This window comes from Agrobacterium sp. CGMCC 11546, assembly GCF_013365515.1.
GTDB classification, from domain to species: Bacteria; Pseudomonadota; Alphaproteobacteria; order Rhizobiales; family Rhizobiaceae; genus Agrobacterium; species Agrobacterium fabrum.
The window spans coordinates 1,731,370-1,744,378 of sequence record NZ_CP047388.1; the positions used below are offsets into that span (position 1 = coordinate 1,731,370).

At 59.5% G+C, this 13,009-nt stretch carries 13 protein-coding genes; 10 read left to right on the plus strand and 3 right to left on the minus strand.

Annotated features, from left to right (window positions below; genetic code table 11):
- Positions 1-7: 7 nt before the first annotated feature.
- Together ugpA and ugpB are read right to left on the minus strand one after the other, a co-directional pair.
- The gene (gene ugpA / locus GSF67_RS22445) at positions 8-889 is read right to left on the minus strand and encodes a sn-glycerol-3-phosphate ABC transporter permease UgpA (protein ID WP_080827767.1); all 882 of its coding nucleotides are present in this window, start codon (positions 887-889) and stop codon (positions 8-10) included.
- 70 nt (positions 890-959) lie between these two features.
- On the minus strand, positions 960-2,270 hold the full coding sequence (gene ugpB / locus GSF67_RS22450; RefSeq protein WP_006314481.1) for a sn-glycerol-3-phosphate ABC transporter substrate-binding protein UgpB: 1,311 nt from the start codon (positions 2,268-2,270) through the stop codon (positions 960-962).
- Between the two features lie 321 nt (positions 2,271-2,591).
- Here ugpB and GSF67_RS22455 point away from each other — a divergent pair, with 321 nt between their 5' ends.
- The 3 genes from GSF67_RS22455 (at position 2,592) to GSF67_RS22465 (ending at position 4,541) form a co-directional block, all read left to right on the plus strand.
- A complete protein-coding gene (locus tag GSF67_RS22455) occupies positions 2,592-3,740 on the plus strand; it encodes a GTP-binding protein (protein WP_050813496.1) in 1,149 nt (382 codons plus the stop codon).
- Positions 3,737-4,006, plus strand: a complete 270-nt coding sequence (locus GSF67_RS22460) for a hypothetical protein (protein ID WP_006314479.1) — start codon at positions 3,737-3,739, stop codon at positions 4,004-4,006. The genes GSF67_RS22455 and GSF67_RS22460 overlap by 4 nt, the downstream gene beginning before the upstream one ends.
- A gap of 97 nt (positions 4,007-4,103) precedes the next feature.
- Positions 4,104-4,541 carry a YqaA family protein gene (locus GSF67_RS22465; RefSeq protein WP_006314478.1) on the plus strand — a complete coding sequence of 146 codons (438 nt, stop codon included), beginning with the start codon at positions 4,104-4,106 and terminating at the stop codon, positions 4,539-4,541.
- Between the two features lie 77 nt (positions 4,542-4,618).
- Here GSF67_RS22465 and zigA read toward each other — a convergent pair whose 3' ends face one another.
- A complete protein-coding gene (gene zigA, locus GSF67_RS22470; RefSeq protein ID WP_006314477.1) occupies positions 4,619-5,821 on the minus strand; it encodes a zinc metallochaperone GTPase ZigA in 1,203 nt (400 codons plus the stop codon).
- A 298-nt stretch (positions 5,822-6,119) separates the two neighbouring features.
- On the opposite strand from zigA, the gene aztA reads away from it, so the two are divergent.
- The 7 genes from aztA to GSF67_RS22505 all read left to right on the plus strand — a co-directional run bounded on the left by aztA (position 6,120) and on the right by GSF67_RS22505 (position 12,887).
- Positions 6,120-6,974 carry a zinc ABC transporter ATP-binding protein AztA gene (gene aztA / locus GSF67_RS22475; RefSeq protein ID WP_006314475.1) on the plus strand — a complete coding sequence of 285 codons (855 nt, stop codon included), beginning with the start codon at positions 6,120-6,122 and terminating at the stop codon, positions 6,972-6,974.
- Entirely contained in the window at positions 6,967-7,833 is an 867-nt protein-coding gene (aztB, locus tag GSF67_RS22480) for a zinc ABC transporter permease AztB (RefSeq protein WP_083815955.1), read from the plus strand. Before aztA ends, aztB begins: the two co-directional genes overlap by 8 nt.
- A gap of 29 nt (positions 7,834-7,862) precedes the next feature.
- Positions 7,863-8,876: a zinc ABC transporter substrate-binding protein AztC gene (gene aztC / locus GSF67_RS22485; RefSeq protein WP_006314473.1), complete on the plus strand. Its 1,014-nt coding sequence runs from the start codon at positions 7,863-7,865 to the stop codon at positions 8,874-8,876.
- A gap of 136 nt (positions 8,877-9,012) precedes the next feature.
- Positions 9,013-9,486, plus strand: a complete 474-nt coding sequence (locus GSF67_RS22490; RefSeq protein WP_035216059.1) for a ribonuclease H — start codon at positions 9,013-9,015, stop codon at positions 9,484-9,486.
- A gap of 241 nt (positions 9,487-9,727) precedes the next feature.
- Positions 9,728-10,420, plus strand: a complete 693-nt coding sequence (locus GSF67_RS22495) for a FadR/GntR family transcriptional regulator (protein WP_006314470.1) — start codon at positions 9,728-9,730, stop codon at positions 10,418-10,420.
- Complete coding sequence (locus GSF67_RS22500; protein ID WP_006314468.1) at positions 10,417-11,589, plus strand: PLP-dependent transferase; 1,173 nt, start codon at positions 10,417-10,419, stop codon at positions 11,587-11,589. Before GSF67_RS22495 ends, GSF67_RS22500 begins: the two co-directional genes overlap by 4 nt.
- A gap of 38 nt (positions 11,590-11,627) precedes the next feature.
- Positions 11,628-12,887, plus strand: coding sequence for a sugar ABC transporter substrate-binding protein (locus GSF67_RS22505; RefSeq protein WP_006314467.1), 1,260 nt, complete (start codon positions 11,628-11,630; stop codon positions 12,885-12,887).
- Positions 12,888-13,009 lie beyond the last annotated feature (122 nt).

The following is a 13,009-nucleotide window of genomic DNA, read 5'->3' on the forward strand; positions in this document are numbered from 1 at the left end:
GTGATCCTCAGCCGTAATGCACGCGCTTCTCGACGAAGCGGAACTGGAAGGCGGTCAGCGCAATGACGATCACCATCAGGATCACGGACTGCGCGGCGGAGGAACCGAGATTGAGATTCACGAAGCCATCATTATAGACCTTGTAGACCAGCGTTTCCGTCGCTTTGGCGGGGCCGCCGCCGGTGACGGCATGGATGATACCGAAGGTGTCGAAGAAGGCGTAGACGGTGTTGACGACGAGAAGGAAGAAGGTTGTCGGTGCCAGCAGCGGGAAAACGATGGTCCAGAAGCGCCGCGAACCGCGCGCACCGTCAATCGAAGCCGCTTCCAGCAATGATTTCGGAATTGCCTGCAAACCCGCGACAAAAAACAGGAAATTATAGCTGATCTGTTTCCACGCAGCGGCGGCGACGACCAGCAGCATGGCCTGATTGCCGTCGAGCAACGGGTCCCACATGATGCCGTTGCGGCGCAGGATATAAGAGAACGTGCCCATGGCGGGGTTGAACATGAACAGCCACAACATGCCGGCGACAGCAGGTGCCACGGCATAGGGCATGATCATCATGGTGCGGTAAAAGCCCTTGCCACGCACCACGCGGTCGGCAGCCGTTGCCAGAAGCAGCGCCAGTCCCATGGACACCAGCGCGGTCAGCACGCTGAAGATAACCGTGACCTTCAATGAGTTCAGATAACTCTCATCCGACAGCACGGCGGAAAAATTGGCCAGCCCGACGAAATTGCTGCTCAGCCCGAAAGCGTCCTCGCGCATGGTCGACTGGTAGAGCGCCTGGCTTGCGGGCCAGAAGAAAAAGATCACCGTGAGGATAATCTGCGGGGCGACCAGCAGATAGGGCAGGATCTTGTTGGGGAATACGACGCTTTGCACGGCGATCTCCTGATGAGATGGAAATACCGCCCGCACCGGGTGAGCGATGCGGGCGGGGGCAGGGATCGTTTTAGTTGCCGGCGGCCTGCTTGATGGCGGCGTCACCACGCTCGACGATCTTGTCGAGGGCGGCTTTGGCGTCCTGCTTGCCGGCCAGCATCGCCTCGAACTCCTCATTCATGATGTCGCGTACCTGCGGCAGGTTCACGAGGCGCACGCCCTTGGAGTTTTCTGTCGGCGGCTTGCCCATCATCTGTAGCAGCGGCGTTTCGCGGGCGGGGTTCTTGTCGTAGAAGCCGGATTTCTTGGTTTCCTCATAGGCCGCGATCGTCACTGGCATATAGCCGGAGACCTGATGCAGGCGAGACTGGATCTTGGTCTGCGAGAGGAAATGGAAGAATTCCGCCACGCCCTTATATTCGGCGTCGCTCTTGCCGCCGAACACCCAGAGGCTGGCGCCGCCGGGAATCGTGTTCTGCGGCCCGTGGCCTTCATAATAGGGCAACTGGCCGATGCCGTAATTCATGCCGGTCTTGACGATATCGCCGAGGCCGCCGGAGGATTCGGTCAGGATGCCGCATTCACCGGACATGAACAGCTGCTTGGCTTCGGAGGTGCGGCCGCCATAACGGAAGGTGCCATCCTTGGCGAGATCGGCAATGGCCTGGAAGTGTTCGACGAAGAGCGGCGCATTGACCGCAAGCTTCACATCTGTACCACCAAGCCCGTTTTCATTGCTGCCATAGGACACGTTGTTCCAGGCGGCGAAGTTCTCGGTCTGGATCCAGGTGAGCCAGGTGGAGGTGAAACCGCACTGCGCGGCACCGCTGGTCTTGATCTTCTTGGCGGCTTCGAAAACTTCCGGCCAGGTCTTCGGCGGGTTGGCGGCGTCGAGGCCTGCTTTCTGGAAGATGTCCTTGTTGTAATAGAGGATCGGCGAGGACGAATTATAGGGGAAGGACAGCATGGTGCCGTCGGGCTTGGAATAATAGGCGACGATGCCGGCCAGATATTCGTCCTTGTTGAAGGTATAGCCACCTTCCTTCAGCACGTCCGCCACCGGCTTGATGGCGCCGGCGGCGCCCATCATCACGCCGGAACCGGCGTCGAAGACCTGAATGATGGCCGGCGGCTGCTTGGCGCGGAAGGCGGCAATGCCGGCATTCAGGGTTTCCGGATAGGTGCCCTTGAAGACGGGCGTGATCTTGTAGTCTTTCTGGCTGTCGTTGAACTCTTTCGCAAGCGTGTCCACGACCTCGTTATTGGCGCCGGTCATGGCGTGCCACCACTGGATTTCCGTCGCAGCGAAAGCATTCGATGTGACAAAAAACGAAAGCGCGGATGCTGCAGCAAGGCGGTAGCTGAGTTTTTTCAAGGTCATTCCTCCCATTTTAAAAACAGTAAAAGATACAGCCCCTTATTGCAGCCTATCCTCCTCGATCCGGCTGCGGGCGATCTTTTATGTATTAGCATTGCCGATTAAAAGCGAACTCTAACGAAAATGCAAGAGAACGTGGAACGATTAAAACGAAAGTGAATGGAATGATTTTATTATTCCATTTTTGCGGCGTCTCGATTTTTTCGTGTGTTCGTTGGTGTGACTTGATGAGGCCAGGTTATGTGCACGAACACCGTTATGGTCTGGCCCTTTATATGTGGCGTGCATGAACGCTGTTGATATGTTATTACATCACATATTACAATGCTGCGAATATGTGAATCGCAGGGTGCAGACGTGTTCGGAATCACACGAAAGAAGGCGTTTGAACGCAAGGAGGATTCGGCTGTGGCGCCACCGGTTCAGACGGTGCCCGTCACCTTGCTCACCGGCTTTCTCGGTGCCGGCAAGACCAGCTTGCTGAACGAGCTTCTGGCCGCGCCGGCCATGCGCGATGCGGCCGTCATCGTTAATGAATTCGGCTCGGTGCCCATCGATCACGGTCTGGTTCGAACCGGTTCGGAGCGTTATTTCCAGACCACGACTGGCTGCATCTGCTGCACCGCCTCCAGCGATATCCGCACCTCGCTTTACGAGTTGCATCAGGCCTTTCTCGAAGGGGTGATGCCGGAAATATCGCGGGTCGTGATCGAGACCACTGGCCTTGCCGATCCCGCACCGATCATCAACAGCCTGATTGCCGGCGGAACGCCGGCGCTTGGCCTGCGTGACCATATCGTTGCCCGGCACTTTCATCTTTCGGGCGTGGTCACGGTTTTTGATGTCATCTCGGGCCAGGCGATGCTCGACAGTTTCATCGAGGGCTGGAAACAGCTGGCCTTTGCCGATCACATCGTTCTCACCAAGGCCGATCTCGCCGATGCGGCGGCAATCGACCAGAAGAGCCTCACCGATCTCAATCCCGCCGCCCGCCTGCATGACCGCAACGCGGCCGGTTTCGATCTCATGTCGCTTTTTGCAACGAAGAATTATTCGCTGCACGGCAAGACGGAGGACGTGCCGGGGTGGCTGGCCGCCGACAGGCTGAACCTCCATGTCGGCCATGATCACGACATCAACCGCCATGGCGCCGGGGTGGAGGCATTCGACCTCACCTTCGACGGCGCGTTTGATCCGCAGGCGATCGTCACCTTTCTCGAACTTGTCACCAGCAATGTGCATTCCGGTCTGCTGCGGCTCAAGGGAATTTTCGGCGCGACTGACGACCCGGAGCGGCCGGTTGTCGCCCACGCCGTGCAGCACCGGCTTTATCCCCTGACCCGGCTGGAAAGCTGGCCAGATGGCGATCGTTCAACCCGCATCGTCATGATCGGCATGGATATGCCGCAACAGCCAATTCGCGACCTATTCAACGCATTGGCCGCGCAGGCGGGGCGAAAGGGCAGGGCATGAACAACCCGCTTGCACGCAGCGGTTCCGCGATCATCTCACAGGCCCGCGTTTTGAAACAATGGGCGCGCGATTTGCTACATCTTTGTGCCGAAGATATCGTCACCGTCAGCGAGCTTTCCTGTGCGCTGCCGGATTGCCCGCCGCGGGAAACGGTGATCGTTGTCCTGTCCGCCTCCGGCAAAACCAGGCAAATATCGATCCACAAGGCGCTGCTGGAAGTGGATCATGACGATATCGTGTGCGCCATTGCTGCGAATTCCGCCTGAGAACCTGCCTCCAACCGGCGGAGGCGCTTGACCGCCGCGGTCCTCATCCACCACTTCAGGGACGGCGGTGGGATTCGCTGACAATAAAGGGCAGGCAATGGCCGATCTGGCGGTATATGCGGGTTTGTTTCTGACGGCGTTCATCGCGGCGACCATTCTGCCCATGCAGTCGGAGGCGGCGCTTGCCGGTCTCATCCTGCTGAAGTCCCAGCCTGTCTGGCTGCTGGTCGCCGTGGCCAGCGTTGGTAATGTCGCCGGTTCTTTCGCCAACTGGCTGCTTGGGCGTGGCATTGAGCATTTCCGGCATGAACGCTGGTTTCCCGTCGGGGAAGCTGCGCTGCAACGGGCGCAGAACTGGTACAGGCGTTACGGCAAATGGTCGCTTCTTCTGAGCTGGGCGCCGTTGATTGGTGATCCGTTGACCGTGGCAGCCGGGATCATGAAGGAACCGTTGCCGGTGTTTCTGCTGCTGGTCACCATTGCCAAGGTCGGGAGATACGTCGTGCTGGCGCTGCTGACGCTGAATTTTCTTTGAATCGCCCGCTTCTTCCCCCCAGGCGGGGAGAAGACTAAAACCGCTGCCCTCGCCTGAAATGCGGGCGGCGAGGGCAATCAGACGGCCTGTCGGTCCCAACTCGCAAAGGGGTCCGGCAGGTGCCGCCAGGCGTCCGGCGTGAAGGCTTCCGTATCGATCAGGCAGGCATCCAGCTGCGCCCGGATGCGGGCCTCGCTCATAGGATCGGAACCGATGAACACGATTTCCTGCCGCCGGTCGCCGAAGACGGGGTCAAGATAGGGTTTCATCATATCGAGGAACTGCTTTTCGCGCGGCCATTGTTCCCTGGGCACGGCGGACCACCAGAGGCCCATCTTGCCGGTGCGGACCAATGCGCCCGCCTGGCTGATCTCACCGACATAACGCGGCCGTGTCGCCAGCCAGAAAAAACCCTTGGCGCGCACAACGCCCGGCCAGGCGCGATCGATGAAACGCTGGAACAGCACGGGATCGAAGGGCCTTTTGGCGCAGTAAACGAAGGAACGAATGCCATATTCCTCGGTTTCGGGAATGTGGTCCTTGAAGCCGTGCAGCTCCTTAAACCACAGGGGATGTTCTTCGGCCCTGGCGAAATCGAAGCGGCCGGTGCCCAGCACCTCCTTCAGTTCCACCTTGCCGAAATCGGCCTCGATGAGTTTCGCGTCCGGGTTCAGCCCGACGATGATCTTGCGGGCCGCATCCCGTTCCTCCGGCGTGGCGGTGCCGATCTTGTTGAGGACGACCACATCGGCAAATTCGATCTGCTCGACCAGAAGGTCGACAATAGTGCGGTTGTCGCCATCACCCGCCGTCTCACCCCGGTCGGCCAGAAAATCGGACGAACCGTAATCCTTGAGAAGATTGGCGGCATCCACCACCGTCACCATCGTATCCAGCCGCGCGACATCAGACAGGCTGCGGCCGTTCTCATCGCGGAAATCGAAGGTGGCGGCCACGGGAAGTGGCTCGGCGATGCCGGTGGATTCGATCAGGAGATAATCGAATCGGCCCTGTTCGGCGAGCGCACGCACCTCGGTCAGAAGGTCATCGCGCAACGTGCAACAGATGCAGCCATTGGTCATTTCCACCAGCTGTTCCTCGGTGCGGGAAAGATTGGCGCCGCCATCGCGCACCAGCGCCGCATCGATGTTGATCTCGCTCATATCGTTGACGATCAGCGCCACGCGCAGGCCATCGCGATTGGCGAGGATGTGGTTGAGAAGCGTGGTTTTGCCAGCGCCTAAAAAGCCGGAGAGGACGGTGACAGGGAGTTTTTTCATGGGGACCTCGTTCTGTGGCAGCAGTCGCGTGGACATTATGATGACCACGGCAGGCGATCTGGAAACGGAGGTTTTTGAAGTGCCGGTTCCAGTTATGTAACGTAATAACATTACATATGTACGACGTGTCAACGGACTTTGGAAAAAAAGCATCTGCGCAAGAGTGAGGTATCTGCCCAACAGCGCGCCACTCTAACTTTCCAATAGTTAATGTTATTTCATTACATATTCGTTTGACGAATGTAATAACATTACATATCAAGGGGCCAATGAATGAAATCCTGCCCCGGAGGGATCGATGAACGATCCGTGCCTCACTTTTACAAATCTGACGCTTGGATATGCCGGCCGTGCGGCTGTGCATCATCTGGATGGCGCTATCGCCAGGGGATCGCTCACCGCGGTTGTCGGCGCCAATGGCTCGGGAAAATCGACGCTCATGAAGGGCATCGCCGGCATCTTGAAACCGCTCGGCGGTGAGTGCCGGATCAGCTCAGGCATCTCCGTCGCCTATCTGCCGCAGCAGTCGGAACTCGACAGGTCGTTCCCGGCTCAGGTGCGCGATCTCGTTGCGCTGGGTCTCTGGCCCAAGCGCGGCCTGCTTGGCCGTCACCTTTCCCAGGACAAAGCGGCGATGGGCCGGGTGATGGAGGCGGTCGGGCTGTCCGGTTTTGAGAAGCGCAATATCGATTCGCTCTCCGGCGGCCAGATGCAACGCGCCCTGTTTGCCCGCGCCATGTTGCAGGATGCGCAGCTTATCCTGCTGGATGAACCCTTCAATGCCGTCGATGAGCGCACCGTCACCGATCTTCTGGTGATGATCAAGGCATGGGTTGCGGAAGGGCGCACGGTGCTGGCCGTCCTGCATGACCATCAGCTGGTGCGGCAGCATTTTCCCCAGACGCTGTTCCTCGCGCGGCGTCTCGTCGGCCTCGGCCCGACAGGTGATGTCCTGAAGCCGGAAAACATGCGCCAGGCGCGGCATTTCCACGAGGCATGGGAGGAAAATGCACCGTGGTGCGCGCCGGGCGATGCGCCAATGACCAATGCACCGGCGACCAATGCGCTCGACGAAGGCCCACGGGCGGCGGCGTCACATTCTCACACTCATCCCCAAGCCCACTTCCACGCGAATTCGAATGCCCATGGCTGATTTTTTCATCGAACCCTTCGTTCAATATGTCTTCATGCAACGGGCGCTCGCCGGCGCCTTGATCCTTGCCATCAGCTGCGGGCCAGTCGGAGTGTTCCTGATGTTGCGCCGCATGAGTCTCACGGGCGATGCCATGTCGCACGCCATCCTGCCGGGGGCGGCGGTCGGCTTTCTGTTTTACGGGCTGGAAATTCTGCCGATGACGATTGGCGGGCTGGTGGTCGGCCTGGTGGTGGCGCTGGGTGCCGGTGCGGTATCGCGTTTCACCGTCCAGAAGGAAGACGCTTCGCTTGCCGCCCTTTATCTGATTTCACTGGCGCTCGGCGTGCTGCTCGTCTCGTGGCGCGGCTCCAGCGTCGATCTCATGCATGTGCTGTTCGGCACGGTGCTGGCGCTGAACAACGAGGCGCTCGGCCTGATCAGCGGTATCTGCATCGTGACGCTGCTGGTGATGATCACCTTCTGGCGGGCGCTTCTGGCGGAATGCCTCGATCCCCTGTTCCTGCGCTCGGTCAGCAACTGGGGCAGCCCGGTGCATTTTCTCTTCCTCGCCATCGTCGTGCTTAATCTGGTTGGTGGCTTTCAGGCGCTCGGAACGCTGCTTTCGGTGGGCTTGATGATGTTGCCCGCCGCCGCCAGCCGCTTCTGGTCCAACCGCGTGGCGCCGATGTGCTTCATCTCGATTGGCATCGGCATGGTCTCCTGCTTTGCCGGCCTCCTCCTGTCCTATCACGCATCGCTGCCATCCGGCCCGGCGATCATCCTTTCGGCGGGCGTCGTCTACGCGCTCTCCATTCTCGTCGGCACGCGCGGCTTGCTCGGCGATCTTCTCGGTTCCGGCCGTCACAGAACGGCCTGAAAACAGCGTTCGAAAAAAGGAGAACCTTCATGTTCAAAACCTTCCGTCTTGCCACCTGCGCAAGCCTTCTTACCCTCTCGCCGGTGCTGATGGCGCAGGCTTCGGCTGCCGAACTCAAGGTCGTGGCCAGCTTCTCGATCATCGCCGATTTCGCCAAAAATGTCGGCGGCGACCGCGTCGAGATTACCACGCTCGTTGGGCCGGACGGTGATGCGCATGTCTATGAGCCGCGTCCCGCCGATGCCGTCGCCGTCAGTAAGGCGGACGTCGTTCTGGTGAATGGCCTGGAATTCGAAGGTTTTCTGAAACGGCTGATCGACACCAGCGGCACCAAAGCTCCCGTCGTGGAACTGACAAAGGGTGTCGAGCCGCTCAAACTTTCCGACGAGCCGGCCGGTCACGCCCATCCGGAAGCCGAGGAAGAAGGCCATGACCATAAGGCCGAAGAAGCCGGCCACAAACATGAGACGGCCGAGGCCCATGATCACGACCACGAGGGACATCATCACGGTGAATATGATCCACATGCCTGGCAGTCGATCAACAACGCCGAAATCTACGTGAAGAACATCGCCGGCGCATTCTGCGAGGTCGACAAGGCCGGTTGCGCGACCTATACCGCCAACTCGCAAGCCTATATCGCCAAGCTTGCCGCCCTCAACGAGAAGGTGAAGACCGAAATCGCCGCGATCCCGCCGGAAAACCGCGTCATCATTACCTCGCATGACGCTTTCGGTTATTTCGAGCACGCCTACGGCCTCAACTTCCTCGCGCCCGAGGGCATTTCGACGGAATCCGAAGCCTCGGCCGCCGATGTCGCCAAGCTGGTGGATCAGGTTAAACACGACAAGGCCTCAGCGATCTTTGTCGAAAACATCACCGACAAGCGGCTGATCGACCAGATCGCCAGCGAGACCGGCCTGAAGGTTGGCGGCACGCTCTACTCCGACGCGCTTTCGTCGGCTGACGGCCCGGCATCGACCTATATCGACATGGTCAACCACAATATGCAGACGATTACGGCCGCCGTTCTCAACCAGTAAAACGGGCAGTTTCGGCGTAAGTGAGGAGAGGGTGGCTGGCGCCGCCCTCTCTGCTTTTGTGGTGCTGGAACGAAAGAATCCCTCCGCGATGCCCTGTTCCTTTAGCGATTTCCATTTCGGTGCTACACACCTCTTCATGTCCGACGCGCTTCACATCTTCACCGACGGCTCCTTCGACGATGCCACCCGATCCGGAGGATGGGCGTTCGTCGTTCATGAAGAAGGTCACCAAGTCCATTCCGCCACGGGCAAGGCGGCTGGCGCATCGAACAATAGTTTCGAGGTTCTCGCCGTCCTGAACGCCATGTCCTGGGTCGCCGCCGAAGCGCCCACGCGAGATGTCACGCTCTGGACGGATGCCGTTCATGTGATTGAGGGTTGCCGCCGTTATAGGGCGATCTGGCGCAATAACGGCTGGAAGCGGATCACGCCCAACCAGCGCGCCCGCCGAAGACCGATCCCCGACAGGGAAATCTGGCAGCAGCTCGACGAGCTGCTCGAGCGGCATCCGCATGTGGCCGTGGAGTGGTGCAAAGGACATTCGGGTACAGCTGGCAATGAGCGTGCCGATGCATTGGCGCGTGGTGTCGTCCAAGCGACGGCGACTTAACCGGCCGCCATCAGTCACCGTCCTTCGGCACCTTAAGTTTCATTCCAGCCGTTCCCGGTCTCGACCTTTCCCCTATCGAGCGGGTGCACCGATATTTTACCGCACCCTCAACCCACTTAGCCACATGCGGTTACCTGAGCCGTATTCTTCGTTGCCTGTTGACAATCGATTTGCCCTTTGAAATGGTAAGATGTCAGACCAATTTAGAGGGTAAGTCTTGGACAGGTCCAGCCGGGAACTCATGCAGCCCATTCCGCCGAGCGACCGTGTGCGCCAGGTGGAGGCCGCGCTTTCCGACTATGTCGAGCGGGCAGGGCTGAAGGCGGGCGAACGGCTGCCGGCCGAGCGGGAGCTGATGGCGGCGCTGGGTGTCGGCCGCTCCACCATTCGCGAGGTCATCCGCAAATTTCAGGCGCTGGGCGTCATCGACAGCCGCAAGGGCAGCGGAAATTATCTGCTGAAGCCGATTTCCGCCGCCACCGTGCATATGCCGATTTCCATCGACGCCGAAAGCCTGCGCGATGCGCTGCTGATGACACTGGAAGTGCGCCGCGGCATTGAGGTCGAGGCATCGATGGCCGCCGCGCGCCGGCGCACGGCGGACGATATCGCCACCATGGAAGCGCGGCTTGATGAGATGGAGCGGGTGCATCTGGCCGAAGGCACCTCCGGCAAGGCCGACCTTGCCTTCCATCTGTCGATCTACGACGCCACGCATAACTCGCTGTTCAAGCAGCTTCTGGAGCAGATGCGCGAAGGTTTCGAGCGCTTCTGGCTGAAGCCGTTTGACCGGCCGGATTTTGCAAGCCGCTCCTTCCCCTTTCACCGCACGCTGTTCAACGCCATCGCCGCCGGCGATGCGGAGACTGCCCGTGAAGAAACACTGAAAATCCTCGCCGTTGTCGAGGAGGATATCAAGGACATGTCGAAATGAACCAAGGCAACGATCTCTTCGATCCCGCCTCCCTGATTGTCGCGCATGACGAGACCCACGCTTTTGAAGCCGTGGTGCCGCCGCTCGTGCAGACCTCGCTTTTCACCTTTTCCAGCTACGATGAAATGGTCTCCACCTATCGCGGTGAAAAGGTGCGACCGGTCTATACGCGCGGGCTGAACCCGACTGTGCGCATGTTCGAAGAAATGCTGGCCAAACTCGAAGGCGCTGAAGACGCGCTCGGTTTTGCCAGCGGCATGTCTGCTATCTCTTCCACTGTGCTGTCCTTCGTCTCGCCGGGCGACCGCATCGTCGCGGTGCGCCATGTCTATCCCGATGCCTTCCGCCTGTTCGGCACCTTCATGCAGCGCATGAATATCGAGGTCGTCTATGTCGATGGTCGTGATGAGGCGGCGGTTGAAAAGGCGATGCCGGGCGCAAAGCTGTTCTACATGGAAAGCCCGACGAGCTGGGTGATGGAAGCCCATGATGTCGGTGCGCTGGCCGCCATCGGCAAACGTCATGGCGCGGTCACCGTCATCGACAATTCCTGGGCAAGCCCGGTCTTCCAGCAGCCGATCTCGCTTGGCGTCGATCTCGTCGTGCATTCGGCCTCGAAATATCTCGGCGGCCATAGCGATGTGGTCTCCGGCGTGGTGGCCGGTTCGAAGGAGATGATCGACCGCATCCGGGCGGAAACCTATCCCTATCTCGGCGGCAAGATGTCGCCCTTCGATGCGTGGCTGCTCATTCGCGGACTTCGCACCCTGCCGCTGCGCATGAAGGCGCATCAGGCTTCGGCGCTCGACATCGCAACCCGCCTGCAGGCGCTGGATGTGGTGGAGAAGGTCTGCCATCCGGGGCTGGCGAACCGCCTGCCGCCCGGTCTTCACGGCACGTCGGGCCTGTTTTCCTTCATTTTTAAGGAAGGGGTGGATGTGCGGGCTTTTGCCGATCGCCTCCAGCTTTTCAAACTGGGTGTTTCCTGGGGCGGGCATGAAAGCCTGATCGTCCCCGGTGAAGTGGTGCTTGAACAGAAGGCGCAGCCGAACTCCGCCCACACGTTCGGCATCAGCGCGCGCTCCGTGCGCCTGCATGTCGGACTGGAAGGCACGGAAGCCCTCTGGAACGATCTCGAACCCGCGATCAAGGCGGCGTCTGCCGCCTGATGTGTTTTTAAACTGACGACAAAAAAGGGGAGAACGACATGAAAAAACTGGTAACAGCAGCAATCTTCACCGTCCTGATGACCGGAACGGCGCTGGCGGACACGACCTTGAAACTGGTCGAGGTCATCACAAGTCCCGAGCGGACGGAAACGCTGAAGGGCATCGTCTCGAAATTCGAGGCCGCCAATCCCGGCACCAAGGTGGAAATCATCTCGCTGCCGTGGAGCGAAGCCTTCCAGAAATTCGCCACCATGGTCTCGGCCGGCGATGTGCCTGATGTGATGGAAATGCCCGACACATGGCTGTCGCTTTATGCCAATAACGGCATGCTGGAGAGCCTCGAACCCTATCTTGCGAAGTGGGAATACACCAAGGGTCTGAGCGAGCGCACGCTGGAACTTGGCCGCGATGTGAAGAACACCGCCTATATGCTGCCCTACGGCTTTTATCTGCGCGCCATGTTCTACAACAAGAAACTGCTGGCCGAAGCCGGCGTGAAGGAACCGCCGAAGACGCTCGAGGAGTTTGCCGACGCCTCCAAGAAGGTCGCGGCACTGCCCGGCAAATACGGCTATTGCCTGCGCGGCGGCCCGGGTGGCCTGAACGGCTGGGTGATGTTCGGCGCTTCCATGGCCGGTTCGAACGAGTTCTTCACCAAGGATGGCACCTCCACCTTCGACAGCCCCGGCTGGGTGAAGGGCCTGACCTATGTGATCGATCTCTACAAGAACGGGTTGGCGCCGAAGGACAGCGTCAACTGGGGCTTCAACGAGATCGTCGCCGGCTTTTATTCCGGCACCTGCGCCTTCCTTGATCAGGATCCGGATGCCCTTATCGCCATTGCCCAGCGCATGAAGCCGGAAGATTTCGGTGTCATGACCATGCCGAAGGGGCCTGACGGCAAGACCTTCCCGACCATCGGTTTCGCCGGCTGGTCGATCATGTCGGCCTCCGCCAACAAGGACCTGTCGTGGAAGCTGGTTGAGACGCTCGAAGGGCCGGAAGGCAATATCGAGTGGAACAAGAAGACCGGCGCACTGCCGGTGCACAAGTCGGCGGAAAAAGACCCCTTCTATGCCAGCGAGCAGTTCAAGGGCTGGTTCGACGAATTGGCCGACAAGAACGCCGTGCCGACGAAAATGCCGACCTATCTTGAGGAATTCGCCTTCTTCAAGGATTCGCTTGTCATCAAGACATCGCAGGAAGCGCTGCTCGGCGATATCACGCCGGAAGATCTGGCCAAGCAATGGGCTGATTACATGACGAAGGCGCAGCAGAAGTTCCTCGCCTCGAAATAAACGACTTGGGCCGGCTGCGCGTGGGTAAACCCGCGTGGCCGCTCTTCCGGGCTGCCAGAAAAGGCAGGCCGATTTGAAAACGTGCGGACCGGCTGGCCAGAGGCCATGAAAAACCTGTCTGC

Coding starts and splice junctions, on each gene's coding strand:
- ugpB (WP_006314481.1), bottom strand. CDS start 2,270: ATGACCTTGAAAAAACTCAGCTACCGCCTTGCTGCAGCATCCGCGCTT.
- GSF67_RS22455 (WP_050813496.1), top strand. CDS start 2,592: ATGCTGCGAATATGTGAATCGCAGGGTGCAGACGTGTTCGGAATCACA.
- GSF67_RS22460 (WP_006314479.1), top strand. CDS start 3,737: ATGAACAACCCGCTTGCACGCAGCGGTTCCGCGATCATCTCACAGGCC.
- GSF67_RS22465 (WP_006314478.1), top strand. CDS start 4,104: ATGGCCGATCTGGCGGTATATGCGGGTTTGTTTCTGACGGCGTTCATC.
- zigA (WP_006314477.1), bottom strand. CDS start 5,821: ATGAAAAAACTCCCTGTCACCGTCCTCTCCGGCTTTTTAGGCGCTGGC.
- aztA (WP_006314475.1), top strand. CDS start 6,120: ATGAACGATCCGTGCCTCACTTTTACAAATCTGACGCTTGGATATGCC.
- aztB (WP_083815955.1), top strand. CDS start 6,967: ATGGCTGATTTTTTCATCGAACCCTTCGTTCAATATGTCTTCATGCAA.
- aztC (WP_006314473.1), top strand. CDS start 7,863: ATGTTCAAAACCTTCCGTCTTGCCACCTGCGCAAGCCTTCTTACCCTC.
- GSF67_RS22490 (WP_035216059.1), top strand. CDS start 9,013: ATGTCCGACGCGCTTCACATCTTCACCGACGGCTCCTTCGACGATGCC.
- GSF67_RS22495 (WP_006314470.1), top strand. CDS start 9,728: ATGCAGCCCATTCCGCCGAGCGACCGTGTGCGCCAGGTGGAGGCCGCG.
- GSF67_RS22500 (WP_006314468.1), top strand. CDS start 10,417: ATGAACCAAGGCAACGATCTCTTCGATCCCGCCTCCCTGATTGTCGCG.
- GSF67_RS22505 (WP_006314467.1), top strand. CDS start 11,628: ATGAAAAAACTGGTAACAGCAGCAATCTTCACCGTCCTGATGACCGGA.